Raw genomic sequence first — 19964 nt, forward strand, 5'->3', positions numbered from 1 at the left:
GCACTCCACAAGAGCGAGGATGAACAGATGACCGACTACGACAAACTCTTCATCGGCGGACGATGGGTCGCGCCGGCCACCGACCAGCGGCTGGAGGTGTTCTCCCCCGCCACCGAGGAGCGTGTCGGCAGTGTTCCCGTCGCGGCGCCCGCGGACATCGACGCCGCCGTCGCCGCGGCCCGCGGCGCACTCGAATCGGGCGCGTGGGCCGAGACCACGCCCGCACAGCGCGGCGAGATCCTCGCCAAGGCCGCCAAGCTCATCGAGGAGCGCAGCGCAGAACTCGTCTCCACCATCTCCGGCGAGATGGGCGCACCGGCGTCCGGTGTCGAGACGATGCAGAAGATCATGTCGCTCGCGACCCTCAACTACTACGCGGGCCTCGCAAACGAGTTCGCGTGGGAGGAGACCCGCACGGGCCCGTTCGGCCAGACCAAGGTCTACCGTGAGCCGGTCGGCGTCGTCGGCGCGGTCATCGCATGGAACGTCCCACTGTTCCTCGCGGTGAACAAGCTGGCCCCGGCCCTGCTCGCCGGTTGCACCGTGGTGCTCAAGCCCGCGCCGGAGACCCCGCTCAACGCGAACATGCTCGCCGACATCTTCACCGAGGCGGGCCTGCCCGAGGGCGTGCTGTCGATCGTGCCGGGCGGCGCCGAGACCGGCGAGTACCTCGTCTCGCACCCCGAAATCGACAAGGTCACCTTCACCGGTAGCACCGCTGTCGGGCGCAAGATCGGCGCAATCGCGGCCGAGCAACTCAAGCGCTGCTCGCTCGAGCTCGGCGGCAAGTCCGCCGCGATCCTCCTCGAGGACATGGACGTCGCGGCCACCATGCCGATGCTGGTGATGTCGGGCCTGATGAACTCCGGCCAGGCGTGCGTCGGCCAGACCCGCATCCTCGCGCCGCGCTCGCGCTACGACGAGATCATCGAGGCGATGGTGCAGTTCGCCGGGTTCATGCCCGTCGGCCTGCCCGACGACCCGGCCGCGCAGCTGGGCCCGCTGATCACCGAGAAGCAGCGCGACAAGGTCCTCGGCTACATCGAGAAGGGCAAGGCCGAAGGCGCCCGCGTCGTCCTCGGCGGCGGCACCCCGGCCGCGCTGAAGACGGGCTGGTACGTCGAGCCGACCATCTTCGCCGACGTCGACAACACGATGACGATCGCCCGCGAGGAGATCTTCGGTCCCGTCCTGTCGGTGATCCCCTACGACACCCTCGACGAGGCAATCCAGATCGCCAACGACTCGGACTACGGCCTCGCCGGCTCGGTGTACACCACCGACATCGAGAAGGGCATCGAGGTCGCGAAGCAGATCCGCACCGGCACGTACGCCATCAACTGGTACGCGTTCGATCCGGGCTCACCGTTCGGCGGCTACAAGAACTCCGGCATCGGCCGCGAGAGCGGCCCGGAAGGACTCGCGGCCTACTGCGAGCTCAAGTCCGTCCTCATGCCGCCCGGCTACACCGGCTAGAACGATGCACTTACGGGCGCGGCTCTCGAACACCTCGGGGGCCGCGCCCGACGCGTTCGCCAGGCAGGGCGTGTGCCACGCGCCTAGCCTGGGGCGATGACGGCGACCTCCCCCGAGTCATCCGGCGGCGAGAGCACCCTCACCGTCATCGTGGCGTTCGTCGCGAATGCACTGATCGCTGTGGCCAAATCGGTGGCAGCAGTGCTCACCGGTTCGGCATCGATGGTCGCCGAGGCGACGCACTCCTGGGCCGACACCGGCAACGAGATTCTGCTGCTCGTCGCCGACCGTCGAGCCCGCAAGACACCCGACGGCGTACACCCCCTCGGTTTCGGCCGGGAGGCCTACATCTGGTCGCTGTTCGCAGCCCTCGGCCTGTTCGCGGTCGGTGCAGGGGTGTCGATCACACACGGTATCCAGGAACTGGTGCATCCGGCGCCCGCGTCGGACTTCGGTGTCGCGTACGCGGTCCTCGGGATCGCCTTCGTGCTCGAGGCGATCTCGTTCCGGCAGGCATTCAAGCAGCTGCGCGGCGAAGCCCACGACGCGCATCGCGACGTCCTCGAGCACGCGCTGCTCACGTCGGATCCGACGGTGCGAGCGGTGTTCGCGGAGGACGCGGCCGCCCTGATCGGCCTGGTCATCGCGTTCGCGGGTGTGCTCGCGCACCAGGTCACGGGCTCGCCGGTGCCCGACGCGATCGGGTCCATCGCGGTCGGTGTCCTGCTCGGGGTGATCGCGCTCGTCCTGCTCGACCGCAACCGGCGCTTCCTCGTCGGCGAACCCGGCACCCCGGAACTGCGGACCCAGGCGGTCGCGAAGCTGCTGAGCTACCCCGAGGTCGAGCGCGTGACCTACCTGCGGATGGAGTTCCTCGGGCCGCACCAGGTGTACCTCGTCGCGAGCGTCGACCTCGTCGGCGACTTCGCCGAATCCCGCATCGCGCACACGCTTCGTGACATCGAGGCCCGGATCACCACCGAAACCTCGGCGGTTCGGAAGGCGGTGCTGACGCTCTCGACGCCGGAGGAACCGGACCTGACCGTCTGATCGTCTGACGTGGTCCGCCCGCGCGAGTAGAACTGGAAGGAGCGTGGCCGATACGGACGGAGCAGCCGTGGACCCTCCCGACAGTCCCGCTTCTCGGGACGCGGAGACCAGCGGCCGACTCGAGCCCGTCCTACCCGAGAGGCTCAGCTACCGGATCAAGTGCCGACTCCTCGGTCCGCCGCTGACGAGTGCACGCCTGCACCAGGAACGGCTGTCGAAGACGACCGCGCTGGGCGTGCTCTCCCCCGACTGCATCTCGTCGTCCGCGTACGGCCCGGAGCAGGTGCTGATCGAACTGCTGCCCTTCGCGGCGCTCGCCGCCTTCACTCTGCTGTTGCCGATCACGGGCGTCATCCTCGTCATCCTGCTGCTGCTGACGCTGTCGTATCGGCAGGTGGTGATGCTCTACACGCATGCCGGCGGCTCGTATGTGGTGGCACGGGACAACTTCGGCCCCAAGACCGCCCAGATCGCCGCGGTCGCGCTGCTCATCGACTACGTGGTGACGGTGGCGGTGCAGTCGGCAGCCGGCACGGTCGCGGTGGTGTCCGCCGTGCCGGCGCTGGGCCCGTACAGCCTGGAGATCACCGTTGGGGCGGTGCTGCTGCTCGCGTACGGCAACCTGCGCGGGCTCAAGGAGGCCGGGCGCGCCTTCGCCTTCCCGATGTATTTCTTCGCCGCTTCGATCGCCGTGGTGATCGTCGTCGGCGTGATCCAGGTCCTCACCGGCAACCTCGACCGGATCGACCCGACTTCCCTGGACGGCACCGTCGAGATCGCGCACGGCGACGGCCTCGTGATGGGAGCGACGGTGCTGGTGCTGCTACGGGCCTTCGCGAACGGCGGCACGTCGCTGACCGGCCTCGAGGCGATCAGCAACGGGGTGAGCGCCTTCCAGAAACCCGAGGGGGCGAACGCCCGTCGTGCGCTCGTGATCATGGCGTCCGTCCTCGCGTTCCTCGTCAGCGGTGTCGCGCTGCTCGCCTACCTCACACACGCCACCCCGTACGCGGCCGGCTACCCGTCGGTGATCAGTCAGGAGGCGCGGATCGTCTTCGGCTCCGGCATGCTCGGCGACGTCCTGTTCGTCGTCGTGCAAACGGCCACCGCGCTGATCCTGTTCACCGGCGCCAACACCAGCTTCAACGGCTTCCCGTTCCTTGCCAGCTTCGTCGCCGACGATGCCTTCCTCCCGAGGCAGTTGCGTCGTCGCGGGCACCGGTTGGTGTTCTCGAACGCGATCATCGTGCTGACGGCCGTCGCTATAGTGCTGCTGATCGTGACCGACGCCAAGGTCAACTCGTTGGTGCCGTTCTACGCGATCGGCGTGTTCACCGGGTTCACGATGGCCGGGCTGGGGATGGCGCGGCACTACCAGCGGGAGAAGGGGCGCGGGTGGCAGCGCAACGTGGCGCTCAACCTGGCGGCCGGGATCACGTCGGCGATCGTGGTGGGGATCTTCGCGATCGCCAAGTTCACCGAGGGCGCATGGGTGGTCGTGCTCGTGTTCCCGACACTCGTGTTCGTGCTGATCCGGCTCAACCGCGAGTACCGCGACGAGGCCGCCGAACTACGCGAACTCGGTGACGCCGAGGCCGACGCAGAGGCCGTGTACTCGCACCACATCGTGATCGTCATGGTGGACGCGTACGACCTCGCCACGATCGAGGCCCTGCGGTACGGACGCAGCCTGCGCCCCAGCGAACTGCGGGCGGTGCACTTCGTCCTCGACTCCGCCCACGCCGCACACCTCAAACGCGAGTGGGAGGACAGCGATCTCGAGGTTCCCTTGGAGTTGATCGATTGCCCGGACCGCCGCCTCGGCCACGCCACGCTGGAGATGATCGCCCGCGCCCGCGCACCCCGCACCGAGATCAGCATCCTGCTGCCCCGACGCATCTACGGCTCGGCCCTGGGCCGATTGCTGCACGACCACACCGCCGACCACATCGCCAAGATCATCAGCGACCTCCCTCATGCCGTCGCGATCATCGTCCCGTACGACACCACGAGCCGACGCGGCGTCCTGCGCTCCCCGCCCCCGCCGCCGTCCGCCAGAGGCTGATGGGCGCTAGCTGCCCGCCTCGCCGATCGATCCGGGCTGTCCCGTGCTTCGCCCGAATTCAGCGGTTGCCGCTGTAGCGCAGGAACTTCCAGGCATACGGGACGAGTCGGGACACCGGAACCGGCCGCGGCCAGGCGTCGGGGCGGAAGTACGCGTCCGAGCCGCCGTCGACGAAGACGACACTCCCGCACAGGAAGTTCGCCGCGTCGGACAGCATGAACACCACCCAGTCGCCGAGTTGACCGGCATCGCCGAAGCCCCCGACCGGCACCGGGAAGCGTCGGATCACCTTGGCCTCCGACGGCGTCGACAGCTGCTTCTCGAGCAGTGGGGTCATGATCGCGCCCGGGGCGAGGACGTTGAGCCGGATCCCGGCACCCGCCCACTCCTGCGTCGTGGCGTGACGACGAACCCAGCGGGTGACAGCGATCTTCGATCCGGCGTACATCATCGGCGGGGCAGTCTTCCCGAACAGGCGCACCGTGCGCGCCGCCTTCGCGGTGTCGCCGGACAGCAGCGCCTTGACGGTGCGACGCGGCACCGCAGGCGTCGTGGTCGTCGAGTTACTGCCGAAGACAACCACTTTCGCGCTGCCCGACGCGGCCAGTGCGGCGCGCCAACCGTCGAGCAGTTCGACGACGCCCAGGTAGTTCACCGACGCGATCAGTGGCAGCCGATCGGCGCCGGGGACCGGCCCGACACCCGCCGCCAGCACCGCGCCGTCCAGCTTTCCGCCGGCGAGCGAAAGCACCTCCCGCACGGCGCCGCGCCGGCCCTCGCCGGTGGACAGATCCGCGACCACGTCGGCCGCCTGGATGTCGACGCCGATCACGGTGTGCCCGGCCGCCGTCAGCTTGTCCACGACGGCGCGTCCCATGCCAGACGCCGAACCTGTGACCGCGTAGACCCCCATGGATGCACTCCCCACACGACGGCGCGCCGGACCGAGGACCGTCCTCGACGGGGCCGTCACCAAGATCGACACGCTACGCCTGCCCCGGCGAAAGCTGAAGGGTCCGTTCGATGTGAACGGACCCTTCAGCTGGAATGCCTGGTTCAGATATACGTGGTTCAGATATACATTGCCGGATCGATGTACGACGTCGGATCCACCAGCTGCTCGTGCTGCTTGCGCGGCCGCACCGCCGCCGGGATGCCCGTGGCGATGTGGTCGGCCGGGACGTCACGGGTGACGACGGCGTTCGCGCCGATCGCGCTGTCGTCGCCGATCACGAGCGGCCCGAGGACCTTCGCGCCGGCGCCGATCGTGACGCGGTTGCCGATCGTGGGGTGCCGCTTGGCCTTCGCCAGCGACCGGCCACCGAGGGTGACGCCGTGGTAGATCATGACGTCGTCGCCGATCTCGGTGGTCTCCCCGATCACGACACCCATACCGTGGTCGATGAAGAACCGTCGGCCGATCGTGGCGCCCGGATGGATCTCGACGCCCGTGAGAAACCGAGTGAACTGGGCCAGCATCCGGGCGGGGCCACGCAGCGCGGGCTTGGCCCACATGCGGTGCGCCACCCGGTACGACCAGATGGCGTGCAGGCCCGAGTACACGACGGCGTTCTCGGCGTTGCTGCGCGCGGCCGGATCCTGGCCTCTTGCTGCCTGGAGATCCTCCCGGATCGTGCGCAGGACACTCACAATGCTCAGCCTCGGATGTGTTCGAACAGCGGGGTGGAGATGTAGCGCTCACCGAAGTCGGGCACGACGACGACGATCGTCTTGCCGGCGTTCTCGGGACGCTTGGCCAGCTCGAGCGCCCCCCACACGTTCGCGCCGGACGAGATGCCGCCGAGGATGCCCTCGTCGGTGCCGAGGCTGCGAGCGACGCGGATCGCGTCCTCGAACTCGACGTCGATGATCTCGTCGTAGATCTCGCGATCGAGGACCTCGGGCACGAAGTTGGCGCCGATGCCCTGGATCTTGTGCGGGCCGGGCTGGCCGCCGTTGAGGATCGGCGAATCAGCCGGCTCCACGCCGACGATCGTGACCTCGGGGTTGTACTTGCGCAGCGTCCGCCCGGCGCCCGTGAGGGTGCCGCCCGTGCCGATGCCGGCGACGAAGATGTCGACGGTGCCGTCGGTGTCGGCCCAGATCTCCTCGCCCGTGGTGCGCTCGTGGACCTCCGGGTTGGCGGCGTTCGCGAACTGGCGCGCCAGGACGGCGTTCTCGGTCTGTCCGACGAGCTCCTCGGCCTTCTTGACGGCACCGGCCATGCCCTCGGAGCCCGGGGTCAGGACGATCTCGGCGCCGAACGCGCGGAGCATGACGCGACGCTCGGTGGACATCGTCTCGGGCATCGTCAGAATGACCTTGTAGCCGCGGGCCGCGCCGACCATGGCGAGCGCGATGCCGGTGTTGCCCGACGTGCCCTCGACGATGGTGCCGCCCGGCTTCAGGTCACCGGATGCCTCGGCGGCATCGATGATCGCGACACCGATGCGATCCTTGACGCTGTTGGCCGGGTTGTAGAACTCGAGCTTCGCCACGACCTGGGCGCCGAGGCCCTCGGTGAGACGGTTCAGGCGCACCAGCGGGGTGCGTCCCACCAGCTCGGTGACGTTGTTGTAGATCCCCATGCCGGATCCTCTCGTGGCCACGTCGGCAGCCGGGTCGATGTCAGGTTGGTTCATTGCACCATCCTGCCGTGAACGGAACTCCACCGGGTCCGCGCAGGTACGAACGTATACGCACGTCGACAAAGTGGGCGGAGTGGGACGATTCCACAACTACCCCCTCGAACGCCGAATGTCACACCGGTTCAGTCCAACTGAACCGATGTGACATTCGGTCACACACACAGAGCGGGGATCAGCCCAGGCGCTGCTTCAGAGCCTCGAACTCGTCGCGGATGCCCGACGGCACCTTCTCGCCGAGGAACTCGAACCATTCCTCGATGAGCGGCAGCTCCGCCTTCCACTCCTCGACGTCGACCGCGAGGGCCTCGTCGACATCAGCGGCGTCGACGTCCAGGCCGTCGAGAGCGAGGTCGGCAGCGGTCGGCACGAAACCGATCGGGGTGCTGACGGCGTCGGCCTTGTGCTCGATGCGGTCGATGATCCACTTGAGCACGCGGGAGTTCTCACCGAAACCGGGCCACAGGAAGCGGCCGTCGTCGCCACGACGGAACCAGTTCACGTAGAAGATCTTGGGGAGCTTCTCCGAGTCGGCGTTCTTGCCGAGGTTGATCCAGTGGTTCAGGTAGTCGCCGGCGTTGTAGCCGAGGAACGGCAGCATCGCCATCGGGTCGCGGCGGACGGCGCCGACCTTGCCCTCGGCAGCGGCGGTCTGCTCGGACGACAGGGTCGCGCCGAGGAAGGTGCCGTGCTGCCAGTCGAAGGACTCGCTGACCAGCGGAACCGTGGTCTTGCGACGGCCACCGAACAGGATTGCCGAGATCGGCACACCCTGCGGGTCGTCCCACTCGGGGGCCAGGATCGGGCACTGCGACATCGGGGTGCAGTAGCGCGAGTTCGGGTGGGCAGCATTGGTGCCGGACTCGGGGGTCCAGTCGTTGCCCTTCCAGTCGATCAGGTGCTCGGGAGTGTTCTCGAGGCCCTCCCACCACACGTCACCGTCGTCGGTCAGGCCGACGTTGGTGTACAGCGTGTTGCCGGCCTCGACCGTCTTCATCGCGTTGGGGTTGGAGGCGTGGTTGGTGCCCGGCGCGACGCCGAAGAAACCGAACTCCGGGTTCACGGCGTACAGGCGGCCGTCCTCACCGAAACGCATCCACGCGATGTCGTCGCCGAGGGTCTCGGCACGCCAGCCCGGGATGGTCGGCTGGATCATCGCGAGGTTGGTCTTGCCACATGCCGACGGGAATGCCGCGGCGACGTAGTAGGCCTTGTCCTCGGGCGAGATCAGCTTGAGGATCAGCATGTGCTCGGCCAGCCAGCCCTCGTCGTGGGCCATGGCCGACGCGATACGCAGCGAGTAGCACTTCTTGCCGAGCAGGGCGTTTCCGCCGTAGCCGGAGCCGTAGCTCCAGATCTCACGATCCTCGGGGAAGTGGGTGATGTACTTGGTGTCGTTGCAGGGCCAGGGAACATCAGCGACGTCGCCGACCAGCGGTGCGCCGACCGAGTGCAGGGCCTTCACGAACGGACGATCGGTGCCCAGCTTCTCGAGCGCGGCCTTGCCCATGCGGGTCATGATGCGCATCGACACGACGACGTACTCGGAGTCGGTGATCTCGACGCCCAGCTTCGGGTCGTCGGCGCCGAGGGGGCCCATGCAGAACGGCACCACGTACATGGTGCGACCGCGCATGCTGCCGCGGTACAGGTCCGTCATGAGGGCCCGCATCTCGGTCGGGGCCATCCAGTTGTTGGTCGGGCCCGCGTCGATCTGCTCCTTGGAGCAGATGTAGGTGCGGGACTCGACGCGCGCGACGTCGGACGGATCGGAGTTGCCGAGGAACGAGTTCGGCTTCTTCTCCTCGTTGAGACGGGTGAACGTCCCGGCCTCGACCAGCTGATCGGTGAGGCGCTCCCACTCCTCGTCGGAGCCGTCGGCGAAGACGACCCGGTCGGGCTGGGTCAGCTCGGCAACCTCGCGCACCCAGGCCAGCAGCTCGCTGTGCTCCGTGGGGGGCGTGCCGTCAGTTCCGTTCAGACCGGGAATGGTCGCTGAGGTCATCAAACTCTCCTGGGGTGGGGCCGGGAACCGGGGCGACCACATCAGCCCCGCGCAGAGCGGGGCTGAGAGGTTGAACCGATTTCCCCCTCTCGGCGGGGTGCAGCCCGCCCACTCCGTCCCGCCCACGTACGTCACCGCGGACAACGAACGAAGGACACGGGTGCCGGGTGTCCTAGCTATAGAGGTTAACGCCGCGCGTCCGGGTTGGGGGAACCGGGTGTCGTCGGTTAGGTCACAGGAACGATTCAGACGACGCCGCCTGGTGGTAGTCGGTGGGGACCTGCGGGTTTCCTACCCTCCGAGGGTGCCGCCATCGGTACATTCCCACCGTTCCCGACCGTCCGCATCGCGGTGGAACTCCCATGCCGAGTACTCGCCTCCGTCCACGCCACTGCCGACGATGACGATGTGGTCGGCGCTGCCGTCACCGTCGGTGTCGGTCGCGACGACGAGAGCGTCGTCCACCTCGAGCGTCTGGGTGTCGAGCACACCGTCTCCGTCGATGTCGAAGGCGACGTCGGTGAGCCGCACCGCGCCGGAATCGGCGCCGAAGGTGTCCGGGTCGATCTCCGGACCGGGCATCTCCGATAGATCCACTGTGCTGATCACGCTGCCTCCCGCTGCAATGGCCGATACAACTGTCGTCACTGCCTTGGACGCGGCACCTACCCGCTCGGTTCCATCATGTTCCCGGCGTTCCCGAACGCTGCCAGCACCTCGACGAGAGCTGCCCGATCCCGTTCACACGCCGCGAGCCGCCCGCCGCGCTGAGCCCCGACCCGCCGGATCTCCGCATCGATCGACGCGATCTCGGCGTCGGCGGTCGCGGCCGCCGCGCGACCGTCGGCGATCACTCGCGCCCCGACGGCCGCCTCGGTCTCGAGCAGCCGGGCGAGCACCCGCTGCTCGAGTTGCGCGCGCAGGCCCGCCGTCGCATCCGACGCCCACTGCCGCAGGTGCGCCCGGTCGGCGACGAGACGACGCGATCGCGCGAGCCACCACGCGGCAGCACCGCCGAGGGCGAGCGTGACAGGGATGGTCGCGATGTCGAGCGCCGGGACCATCGACAGCGGGGCCACCGCCAGCCTGCCGAGACCCACGCCGGCCGATGCGCCGACGATCACCATCATCCGATCCTCGACACCGCGGTACCTGGGCTCAGGCGGCGACATCGGCGATGCCGGCCCACCTGGCGCAACCGACCCACCGGTCACACCGGCCCGGCGCCCGAGGTCGTCCAGCCGGTCGCCCGTGACCGTGTCGATGTCCGAGGTGACCGCGGCGGCGAGGTGCGCGAAGCGGTCGGGGAAGACGGTCAACTCCCGTCGTCCCGCACGGTCGAGTGCGGTGCGCACGACGGTCGACAGTTCGCGAGTACGGACGCCCACCGCGTGCACGAGATCGATGCGGGTGCGCTGGACGTCCGCCCGCACCTGCGCCGACAGTTCCGCCCGCCCGGTTCCGCGCTCCGCCAGCAATCGGGTGCGCCGTTCACGCAGCGCGGCCGCGTCGTCGTCACGGATCGCGGTGGCGGTCTCCGCGATCAGCCGGCAGGTCTGTTCGACGAGCGAGACGGCGCCGCGCCGACGATTCCGGTCGCCGATCACACCCGACGGCTCGTCGACCGCCTCGCGCGCCGCTCGAAGAAGGTCGGACCGGTCCAGGATGCGGGCGCCGGCGAAGCGGGGCGAGTGCGCCCGCAGCAACGCCTCGTCGCGCCCACGCACATCGCCGGGCAAGGCGGCGGCGTCGTTGTCGGTGTCGTCGTCGTCGGACATCGTGAACAAGACCAGATCGACGTCGGTCGTCTCGGCGTCCAGAACGGACAACTCGTCGCGTCCGAGCACCGAGAGATGGTCGAGGACGAACACGACCAGCGCGGCGGCGTCCGACGCATCGGCGGCCTGTGCGTGGCTCGCGAGGGCGGCGAGGACACGACTCGTATCGACGCCGCGCACCGCGACGACGCGGACGGCCCGAGGCTCGACGCTGCCGCCGCCACGCCACCGGCCGATGCCGTCGGGGTTCCAGCGTTCGACGATCCGCTGCGCGTCGGCGGTGAACCCGGGAACGTCTCCGCTGGTCACCGGGCTGGTCCCGCCGCAACCGCCCTGCGCGTGCGGGCCCGACGCTCCGCGATTTCACGCCGACGCCGGTCCCCCGCGCCGTCGCCGGCGACGAGTGCGGCAGATTCCGCCGCCGCGAGCACGGCCCGGTCGCTGCGCAGGAAGCACTCGATACCGTCGCGGACCGCGCCGTCGGGATCTGCCGCGCCCACCGTCGCCAGCGCATCGAGTGCGATATGGATGCGACGGGCCCGGACGACGCGAATGGCGTGGTCGACCACGGCGTGGACCGCGTCTGCTGCGGTCCCGTCGGCGCGCGGGACGGTCCGCACACCGGCCTCGGCGGCGGCCGTGTTCGCGGCCCACACGGCCTCGTCCCACGAACCGAGGGTGTCCGCCTTGTTCAGCACGGCGACGGTTGATCCGGACGGCGCGGCGGCGAGTGCGCGGACGTCGGGAGTGTGCAGCGCGCCGGTGAACACGTAGACCACGACGTCGGGGCCGGCCTCCGGGTCGGGCCGACCCGGCGCATCGACGGCCGGCGCCTCGACGACGTTGGCGAAACCGGACCGTTCGAGCAGTGAGACCACGGTGCTGCGTCCGACACCGGCACGGCCCATCACCTGGACCCCGACCGGTCGGCGCAGCTCGTCGAGCGTGTGCGCCGGCACACCGGGCACGTCACCGACCGATCGTGCGAATTCCGCGAACTCGGATGTCCCAACCCCGGATGTCCCAACCCCGGATGTCCCGGATACGTCCCCCATCGTGTGCCCCTCCCCTGGCGTCCCCCGACCCCGGTCGCCGATTGTGTCAGTGTGGCGATTTCCACGGCATCAGTGTGGCGATTTCCACGGCGAGGGTGCGCGTGCACACGGGCAACGACTTCAGGGAAGGGCGACTACCAGGAGGAACGGCGAAATGGCGCGCCGCGCCGCGCACGAGCCGATCAAAGACTCCATAGTATCTTTCGACCGAGTCGGCTCGTGATCACGCCCATACGTGACAATGGTCGGGTGAACGACGCCGATCAGGACACTCCCGACACCTCGAACGACGACCTCGAGACCCTCGAAACTTCTGCCGCAGACGAGTCTGCAGGTGCGTCGAAGGGCTCGCGTCTGTACCCGCGGGTGACGAGTTTCCGTTCGCGCCGCGGTTCGCTCACCGAACCTCAGCAGGGTGCGTGGGATCGGATGTGGCCGAAGATCGGCCAAGACGTCGGCGACGACCTGATCGACACCACCGCGTGGTTCGAGCGTGAGGCACCGCTGATCGTCGAGATCGGTTCGGGCACCGGCACGGCGACGGCCGCGATGGCGAAGGCCGAACCGCACGTCAACCTCATCGCGGTCGAGGTCTACCGCCCCGGGCTGGCGCAGTTGTTGCAACTCGTCGAGCGAAACGAACTCACGAACGTGCGCGTGCTGCGCGGCGACGCGGTCGAGGTGCTCGAGCACATGGTGGCTCCCGAGTCCTTGACCGGCGTCCGAGTCTTCTTCCCGGATCCGTGGCCGAAGGCGCGCCATCACAAGCGCCGCCTGCTCCAGGGCCCCACGTTCGCGCTCATCGCGAGCCGTCTGAAGCCCGGTGGCGTCCTGCACGTGGCAACCGACCACGCCGACTACGCCGAGGCGATCCGGGAGGCCGGCGACGCCGAGCCGCTGCTCACCGAGCTCGATTGGGAGTCGCCGATGACGCACGAGCGTCCGGTGACGAAGTTCGAAGACAAGGCACACAAGGTCGGAAGCACGATCACCGAACTCATCTGGGGGAAGATCAAGCCATGAGTCTCAGCGAAGGCACGTCCGACACCGATCTGACGCGCGGCTCCAACGACGGCAGCGTGCGAGAGAACAAGCGTGTGCTCCTGGTGTGGGACGCACCGAACCTCGACATGGGTCTCGGCGCGATCCTGGGCGGGCGTCCGACGGCCGCCTACCGGCCGCGCTTCGACGCCCTGGGCCGTTGGCTGCTGTCCCGCACGGCCGAGCTCTCGGCCACCGAAACTGCGAACCTCGAGGCCGAAGCCACCGTCTTCACGAACATCGCCCCTGGTAGCGCGGATGTTGTCCGCCCCTGGGTCGAGGCCTTGCGTAATGTGGGTTTCGCGGTGTTCGCCAAGCCGAAGGTGGAGGAGGACAGCGACGTCGATGCCGACATGCTCCGCCACATCGAGCTCCGCCGTGGTGAGGGTCTGGCCGGCGTCATGGTCGCCTCCGCTGACGGGCAGGCGTTCCGTGAGCCGTTGGAGGGCATCGCAGCAGCCGGCGTACCGGTGCAGGTCCTCGGGTTCCGCGAGCACGCCAGCTGGGCGGTCTCGTCCGAGATCCTGGACTTCGTCGATCTCGAGGACATTCCGGGTGTCTTCCGTGAGCCTCTGCCACGGGTGAGCCTCGAGTCCCTGCCCGACGAGGGTGCTTGGCTGCAGCCGTTCCGTCCACTGTCCGCGCTGCTCGTCGGGCGCTGAGGAGTCCATACGTGTTCGCTCGCTGGGGAGATCTGGTCTACCGAGCCCGATTCACCGTCATCGCGGTGATGGTGGCCGGGCTGTTGGCGTTGGGTGCCTACGGCTCCGGGCTCAACGACCACCTCAGTCAGAGCGGTTGGGACGATCCCGGCTCGGAGTCGGTGGCGGCCGCGAAACTCGCGGACGGCACGTTCGGCCGGGACACCAACGGCGACGTCGTCGCGATGTACACGGCGCCCGAGGGCAAGACTGTCGACGATCCGGCGTTCAGCGCGCAAGTCACCGCCAGCCTGACGGACCTGCTGCAATCGCATCCCGACGAGGTCGCGAAGATCAACGGCAGCTATTTCGTGCTGCCGAACACGCCTCGCCTGCCGTCGATGGCGACCGCGGACCGCACGCACGCGATCGCGAGCATCGCGTTGAAGGGCGACAACGACACCGCGATCACCAACAACTTCCGCGAGATCAAGGACTCGTTCCAGATCGACGGCGTCGAGGTCCAACTCGCGGGCATGCAACCGGTCGCGAGCGCCATCAACGACACGATGGCCAACGACATCCACCGCATGGAGATCCTCGCGATCCCGGCGGTCGCGATCCTGTTGTTCTTCGTGTTCGGCGGTGTCATCGCGGCCGCCCTCCCGCTGATCGTCGGCGGCCTGACGATCCTCGGCGCCAACGGGATCGTCCGGGTGATCACGCACTTCACCGAGGTCAACGCGTTCGTCGCGTCTGTCGTCTCGCTGATCGGCCTCGGTTTGGCGATCGACTACGGCCTGTTCATCGTCAGCCGGTTCCGCGAGGAACTCGGCGACGGGTACGACACGCGGACGGCGGTGCGCCGCAGCGTCATGACGGCGGGCCGGACCGTGATGTTCTCCGCGACCATGATCGCCGTCAGTATCGGCGGCCTGATCCTGTTCCCGCAGGGCTTCCTCAAATCGGTGGCGTACGGCGCGGTCGCGACGGTCCTGCTGGCGGCAATCACCTCGGTCACGGTCCTACCCGCCCTCCTCAGCATCATCGGCAGACGCATCGACAAGTTCGGCCTCAAGAAATTCGGTCAGATCAAGTCGACCGAGGAGATCGAATCCAGTCGGTGGGGTCGGCTCACCCGCTGGGTCATGCGCAACCCACTCCGGGTGACGATCCCGATCGTGATCGGCCTGCTTCTCCTCATCATCCCGATCACCGGCATCAAGTTCGGCGGCATCAACGAGGACTATCTCCCCACCGGCAATTCGGCGCGCGTCGCGCAGGAACAATTCGACGAGCTGTTCCCCGGTAACCGCACCGAGCCGGTGAAACTGGTACTCCAAGGCGCCGACGGCACCGAGGTCGGCCAGATTCTCAAGACTGCGAGCGGCGCACCCGGCCTGGTCGAGAAGTTCTCGATCACCGGCCCGGCAAAGGACGGCGTTCAGGTCCTCAAGGCCGGTCTGGTGGACCGCAACGACTCCGCCGAAACCATCGACTACCTGCGCGCGATGCCCGTTCCGGACAGCGTGCAGGTACTCGTCGGCGGTACGCCCGCGATCGAGCAGGACAGCATCAGTGCGCTGCTCGACAATTTGCCGCTCATGGTCGCCACGGTCCTGATCCTGACGACACTGTTGATGTTCCTCGCGTTCGGTTCGATCGTGCTGCCGATCAAGGCCGTGCTGATGAGCGCGCTGGGGCTCGGCGCGACCCTCGGAATCCTGACGTGGATCTTCGTGGACGGCCACGGGGCGGGCCTGCTCAACTTCACGCCGGGACCCATCACGTCGCCGGTCCTCGTGCTGATCGTTGCGATCATCTACGGCCTGTCGATCGACTACGAGGTGTTCCTGATCTCCCGGATGGTGGAGGCCCGCTCGCAGGGCGCGAGCACCACCGAGGCCATCCGGATCGGCACCGCACACACCGGTCGCATCATCACCGCGGCCGCCCTGATCCTCATCGTCGTCACGGGCGCCTTCGGCTTCTCCGACCTGGTGATGATGAAGTACATCGCGTACGGCATGATCGCGGCGCTCATCATCGATGCCACCGTGATCCGGATGTTCCTGGTGCCGGCCGTCATGAAACTCCTGGGCGACGACTGCTGGTGGGCGCCGGCGTGGATGAAGCGGATCCAGCAGAAGATCGGGCTGGGCGAGCCGATCCTGGACAGCGAACTCGTCCCCTCCGATGTCCCGGAACTGACGGCCACCGACACCCCGGCACCGGCTCCCGTCGCGGTCGCTGCAGCGGCCCCGGTCGGCGATCGTGATCCGGACCCGCTGACGATGCCGCTCCCGCGCATTTCGGCGGCACCGCGTGCCCGCTCGAGCGACCCGGCGCCGGCACCGCGCGCCGAGCGTCCGGCACCCACACAGGCCCCGGCGCCGGCACCCACGCCGCCGCAGCCCGAGGTCCGGTCGCGTCCTGCCGACGGTCCTGCCGACGGCGAAGAAGTCGCATGGCTCGCGGCGCTCAAGGCCCCGAACACGGCAGCAATGCCGACGGTGCACCCGCAGGCAGTGCAGTCACAGGTGCAGTCGCCCGCCGAGAACGGCCCGGCCGAGGATCAGAACGACGTCGACAACACCGGCCGTCACCGCGACAACGACAAGGCCGTGAGCGTCAGCGAACTCCTGGCCCGTCACCGCGACGACGACTGAACAGTCAGCCCAGCATCTTGCGCAGCGTGGTGCCGAACGGGTAGCGCGCGGTGACCGATCCGAAGCGCACGCGGCCGCCGACCACGAGGTGCAGCGGCCCGTACGGTGGGCCGCTGCGCACCTTGTTCGATGCCGAACCGCCGACGGTTTCGATGTCGTTGAGGTCGGCGGTCGCCTGCTCCGGCAGGATCAGCGTGATCGATCCGCAGTAGTCGTCGATGGTCAGGTGAACCACCTGGGTCTGCATGACGGCCTCGGTGAAGTCGAGTGTCGTACTGCCCATTCGGGAATCGAGGTGCAGCGCCGGGGGCACGTTCCATCGTCCCTTGCGCGTGATCGTCGACATTCGTCCGCGGATGACGAGTGGCTGCTGGGTCGGGTAACCGGCCGGCGGGGCGGCGACGGGTTCCGCTGACATCGGCGCCGCGGGAACGGGCCGGGCCTGGCCCGGATGGGCGGGCGGCGGGTATCCCCCGCTCACGTACGCCGGGTTGATCTGCATGCCGGGCAGGTCCGCCAGGACGGCGTTGAGTTCACCGCGGGTCTTCGCAGCCAACACGGTATCCATGCGTTCGGTGAACTCGCCGAGCCAGAGCATCCCCTGCCCCACCGCGCGTTGGAGCAGTTCGCCGACATACTCGCGTTCGGCATCGGACACTCGAAGATCTTTGGCCTCCATGAGGCCAACGATAATTCAGTCGCGCGGCGGCGCAGGTCCACCGCCCGGCGGCCCGTCAGGTTCGTCGGGTGTCGCCGGGAACAACGGGATCGAGGGGTCGGAGCGGGCGAGGGATTCGTAGACCTCCTCGGCCGCGTCGTCGTCGCTCGCACACAGCGACCGGATGGCGGTGTTCAGGAAGGCGACGATCGGCACGGCGAGCAGACCGCCGACGATTCCGGCGAGGACGATGCCCGTGGTGATCGCGAGAACCACCGCGAGCGGGTGCAGGCGGACCGCCCGCCCCAGCAGCAGTGGCTGCAGCACGTGCCCCTCGAGCTGCATGATGCCGATGATGATGCCGAGCACGATCAGCGCGGTCAGCAGTCCCTTGGTGACCAGTGCGACGAGCACCGCGAGGAAGCCGGTCACGAACGCGCCGACGATCGGGATGAACGCGCCGATGAAGACGAGCGACGCCAGCGGAAGGGCGAGCGGTACGCCGAGGATCGCGAGCCCGGCGCCGATGCCGATCGCGTCGACCGCCGCGACGGCGACCGTGGCCCGCGTGTAGTGGACCAGCGAGTTGAAGCCCTGCCGGCCGGCCAGCCGGACTCGGCTGCGGGTGCTCCTCGGAACGATGCGGGTGACGAACTCCCACACCTGGTCGCCGCCGTAGAGGAAGAACACGAGAGTGAACAGGGTGAGGAACGCGCCCGCGAAGATCTCGCCGATCACGGTCGCGGTCGTGAGCGCACCGCTGGTGAGGGCCTCTTGGTTGGACTGGATCGCCTTGACGACGTTGTCGCCGGCATGGTGGATCTGGTCGTCGCTGAAGTGCAGTGGACCTTCGGTCAGCCATTCCTGCGCCTTGGTGACGCTGGTCGTGAACTGGTCGCTGAGGTCGGGCAGTCCTTCGACGAACTGTTGCACGACGAACGAGAGGATCGCGCCGACGATCCCGATCGCTCCGACGACGGCGATCAGCACGGCGGCGGACCTGGGAACCCCGCGGCCGTTCAGCCGGTCGACGAGTGGCATGAGGAACGCGGCGAGCAGGAGCGCGAGCGCGACGGGAATGACGACGACGTCGAGTGTGGAAACCACATATCCCAGCGCCAGCAGCCCGGCGAACAGGACGAGGAGCCGCCACGTCCAGGCGGCTCCTACTCGAACGAGGGGGTGGACGGAGTCCGCTGACTGCGGCTGCGCGCCGGCCTCCCCCGACTGGCTGTCGCTCACCGGGCGAGCCTATCCGGAGGGGTGCCGGCCACGGCGGAGAAACGACCGTCGGCCGCGGCAACCGTGTGCACTGCCGGGCTGCGAGGTATGTCCCGTAAATTATGGGATCGTGTGGGCATCGTATCGAGCAGTGACGCTGACGATCAGGAGTCGTTGGCCTCTCTACATGCTCTCGATGGCCGGGGCGAACCTGATCGGAGCCGTCCTCGTCTTCGCGTTCGTCCGCTACGGCATCCCCATTCCGGAGTCTGCGGACATCATCAACGACCGGGTCAGGAACGTCGCGATCTTCGGCGCCTACCTGGTGTTCGCGGGTGTCGTGAGCCTCGCGGCGGCCGCGATCATGCTGCGGACGGTGATCCGGTGGCAACTGCGCGGGGGTCCGCCGACGCGCGCCGAGCAGATGGCCGCGCTGCACGCACCGTTGCGCCAGGCCATAGTGCACCTGGCCCTGTGGTTCCTCGGTGGCGTGATCTTCGTGTTCCTCACGGTCGAGGAAATGCCCGAACTGTCCATCGCCGTCGTCGTCACCGTCGGCATGGCCGCCACCACCACGTTCGGTTTCACCTACATGCTGGGCGAACGGATCCTGCGTCCCGTCGCGGCGCAGGCCCTGAGCGAGGGCCAGTTCGACCGGACGATGGCGCCGGGTGTCGGTACGCGTCTGGCCATGACCTGGGGCCTGGGCACGTTGATGCCGGTCATCGGCATCATCCTGCTGTGTGTCACGCAGCTGACCACCGATCTGGAGTTCGCGCCGAGCGCGCTCGCGTGGGCGATCCTGCTGCTGTCGATCATGGCGATCGGCCAGGCGTTCGCCCTGTCGATGCTGACGGCGAGCCAGATCTCGGATCCGATCCGGCAGCTGCGCCGCGCGATCGAGCGGGCGCAGAAGGGCGAGACGGACGTGCGGGTCGAGGTGTTCGACGGCTCGGAGATCGGACGCCTGCAGGTGGGCTTCAACCGCATGATGCGCGAGGCCGACGAGCGGCGCCTGCTGCGCGAGCTGTTCGGCCAGCACGTCGGCGAGGACGTCGCGCGTCGGGCCCTGCAGTTCGGAACCGAGCTGGGCGGCGAGACCCGATTCGTCGCGGTCCTGTTCGTAGACATGGTCGGCTCGACCGGCGCGGCGGCGGAGCGGCCGCCGAGCGAGGTCGTCGAGTTGCTCAACGAGTTCTTCCGGGTCGTCGTCGACGTCGTCGACCGGCACCACGGCTTCGTCAACAAGTTCATGGGTGACGCCGCGCTCGCGATCTTCGGCGCCCCGCTGGACCGGCCCGACGCCCCCACCGCCGCGCTCGCGGCCGCTCGCGAACTGCGGTTCGCGCTCAACGAGATCACCGGCCTCGACATCGGTATCGGGGTGTCCGCGGGTCTGGCCGTCGCCGGCAACATCGGCGCGGCCGAGCGCTTCGAGTACACGGTGATCGGCGACCCGGTCAACGAGGCGTCGCGACTGACGGAGCTGGCGAAGCTGCGGCCGAGCCGCGTCCTCGCGTCGACCAGCGCGCTGTACTTCGCGGACGACGAGGAACAGGCGCACTGGGAACTGGGCGATCAGGTCCAGCTTCGGGGCCGACGCCGGAACACGCACCTGGCGTGGCCGGTGTTGTATCCGGAGTGACGTGAGGAAACTTCG

The 19964-nt window shown here is 68.4% G+C and carries 16 protein-coding genes; 7 read left to right on the top strand and 9 right to left on the bottom strand.

Going from position 1 to position 19964, the window contains the following annotated elements:
• Positions 1-27: 27 nt before the first annotated feature.
• The 3 genes from C8K36_RS20705 (at position 28) to C8K36_RS20715 (ending at position 4591) form a co-directional block, all read left to right on the top strand.
• Complete coding sequence (locus tag C8K36_RS20705) at positions 28-1476, top strand: aldehyde dehydrogenase (RefSeq protein WP_107986464.1); 1449 nt, start codon at positions 28-30, stop codon at positions 1474-1476.
• Between the two features lie 96 nt (positions 1477-1572).
• On the top strand, positions 1573-2526 hold the full coding sequence (locus tag C8K36_RS20710) for a cation diffusion facilitator family transporter (protein WP_107986466.1): 954 nt from the start codon (positions 1573-1575) through the stop codon (positions 2524-2526).
• Between the two features lie 154 nt (positions 2527-2680).
• Positions 2681-4591 carry an APC family permease gene (locus C8K36_RS20715; protein WP_420910922.1) on the top strand — a complete coding sequence of 637 codons (1911 nt, stop codon included), beginning with the start codon at positions 2681-2683 and terminating at the stop codon, positions 4589-4591.
• 58 nt (positions 4592-4649) lie between these two features.
• On the opposite strand, the gene C8K36_RS20720 is transcribed toward C8K36_RS20715, so the two are convergent.
• The 7 genes from C8K36_RS20720 to C8K36_RS20750 form a co-directional block, all read right to left on the bottom strand.
• Positions 4650-5504 (bottom strand): SDR family oxidoreductase, encoded by an 855-nt coding sequence (locus C8K36_RS20720; RefSeq protein WP_107986643.1) that lies wholly within the window; start codon positions 5502-5504, stop codon positions 4650-4652.
• A gap of 158 nt (positions 5505-5662) precedes the next feature.
• A complete protein-coding gene (epsC, locus tag C8K36_RS20725) occupies positions 5663-6241 on the bottom strand; it encodes a serine O-acetyltransferase EpsC (RefSeq protein WP_107986470.1) in 579 nt (192 codons plus the stop codon).
• 5 nt (positions 6242-6246) lie between these two features.
• Entirely contained in the window at positions 6247-7179 is a 933-nt protein-coding gene (gene cysK / locus C8K36_RS20730) for a cysteine synthase A (protein WP_107986472.1), read from the bottom strand.
• 232 nt (positions 7180-7411) lie between these two features.
• Positions 7412-9241: a phosphoenolpyruvate carboxykinase (GTP) gene (locus C8K36_RS20735; RefSeq protein WP_107986474.1), complete on the bottom strand. Its 1830-nt coding sequence runs from the start codon at positions 9239-9241 to the stop codon at positions 7412-7414.
• Positions 9242-9532: 291 nt separating this feature from the next.
• On the bottom strand, positions 9533-9850 hold the full coding sequence (locus tag C8K36_RS20740) for a DUF6802 family protein (RefSeq protein WP_107986476.1): 318 nt from the start codon (positions 9848-9850) through the stop codon (positions 9533-9535).
• Positions 9851-9906: 56 nt separating this feature from the next.
• On the bottom strand, positions 9907-11328 hold the full coding sequence (locus tag C8K36_RS20745) for a hypothetical protein (protein WP_107986478.1): 1422 nt from the start codon (positions 11326-11328) through the stop codon (positions 9907-9909).
• Positions 11325-11987: a hypothetical protein gene (locus C8K36_RS20750; protein ID WP_258195524.1), complete on the bottom strand. Its 663-nt coding sequence runs from the start codon at positions 11985-11987 to the stop codon at positions 11325-11327. Before C8K36_RS20750 ends, C8K36_RS20745 begins: the two co-directional genes overlap by 4 nt.
• A 318-nt stretch (positions 11988-12305) precedes the next feature.
• Here C8K36_RS20750 and trmB point away from each other — a divergent pair, with 318 nt between their 5' ends.
• The 3 genes from trmB to C8K36_RS20765 are packed head-to-tail and all read left to right on the top strand — an operon-like array spanning position 12306 to position 16425.
• A complete protein-coding gene (trmB, locus tag C8K36_RS20755) occupies positions 12306-13097 on the top strand; it encodes a tRNA (guanosine(46)-N7)-methyltransferase TrmB (RefSeq protein ID WP_107986645.1) in 792 nt (263 codons plus the stop codon).
• Positions 13094-13777: an NYN domain-containing protein gene (locus C8K36_RS20760; RefSeq protein ID WP_107986482.1), complete on the top strand. Its 684-nt coding sequence runs from the start codon at positions 13094-13096 to the stop codon at positions 13775-13777. Before trmB ends, C8K36_RS20760 begins: the two co-directional genes overlap by 4 nt.
• 11 nt (positions 13778-13788) lie before the next feature.
• Positions 13789-16425: an MMPL family transporter gene (locus C8K36_RS20765; RefSeq protein WP_107986484.1), complete on the top strand. Its 2637-nt coding sequence runs from the start codon at positions 13789-13791 to the stop codon at positions 16423-16425.
• Between the two features lie 4 nt (positions 16426-16429).
• Here the strand turns inward: C8K36_RS20765 and C8K36_RS20770 are convergent, their stop codons facing one another.
• Both C8K36_RS20770 and C8K36_RS20775 read right to left on the bottom strand, forming a co-directional pair.
• Positions 16430-17104, bottom strand: a complete 675-nt coding sequence (locus C8K36_RS20770; RefSeq protein ID WP_107986486.1) for a DUF1707 SHOCT-like domain-containing protein — start codon at positions 17102-17104, stop codon at positions 16430-16432.
• Positions 17105-17119: 15 nt separating this feature from the next.
• Positions 17120-18325 (bottom strand): AI-2E family transporter, encoded by a 1206-nt coding sequence (locus C8K36_RS20775; protein WP_107986487.1) that lies wholly within the window; start codon positions 18323-18325, stop codon positions 17120-17122.
• 166 nt (positions 18326-18491) lie between these two features.
• Here C8K36_RS20775 and C8K36_RS20780 point away from each other — a divergent pair, with 166 nt between their 5' ends.
• Positions 18492-19949, top strand: coding sequence for an adenylate/guanylate cyclase domain-containing protein (locus C8K36_RS20780; RefSeq protein ID WP_107986647.1), 1458 nt, complete (start codon positions 18492-18494; stop codon positions 19947-19949).
• The last annotated feature ends 15 nt before the right edge of the window (positions 19950-19964 follow it).

The sequence above is a fragment of the Rhodococcus sp. OK519 genome, assembly GCF_003051005.1.
Taxonomy (GTDB): domain Bacteria; phylum Actinomycetota; class Actinomycetes; order Mycobacteriales; family Mycobacteriaceae; genus Prescottella.

Excerpts from the sequence above, each read along its gene's own strand:
- cysK (WP_107986472.1), bottom strand. The coding sequence starts at position 7,179 with ATGGGGATCTACAACAACGTCACCGAGCTGGTGGGACGCACCCCGCTG.
- C8K36_RS20760 (WP_107986482.1), top strand. The coding sequence starts at position 13,094 with ATGAGTCTCAGCGAAGGCACGTCCGACACCGATCTGACGCGCGGCTCC.
- C8K36_RS20720 (WP_107986643.1), bottom strand. The coding sequence starts at position 5,504 with ATGGGGGTCTACGCGGTCACAGGTTCGGCGTCTGGCATGGGACGCGCC.
- C8K36_RS20710 (WP_107986466.1), top strand. The coding sequence starts at position 1,573 with ATGACGGCGACCTCCCCCGAGTCATCCGGCGGCGAGAGCACCCTCACC.
- C8K36_RS20780 (WP_107986647.1), top strand. The coding sequence starts at position 18,492 with ATGCTCTCGATGGCCGGGGCGAACCTGATCGGAGCCGTCCTCGTCTTC.
- C8K36_RS20735 (WP_107986474.1), bottom strand. The coding sequence starts at position 9,241 with ATGACCTCAGCGACCATTCCCGGTCTGAACGGAACTGACGGCACGCCC.
- C8K36_RS20770 (WP_107986486.1), bottom strand. The coding sequence starts at position 17,104 with ATGGAGGCCAAAGATCTTCGAGTGTCCGATGCCGAACGCGAGTATGTC.
- C8K36_RS20705 (WP_107986464.1), top strand. The coding sequence starts at position 28 with ATGACCGACTACGACAAACTCTTCATCGGCGGACGATGGGTCGCGCCG.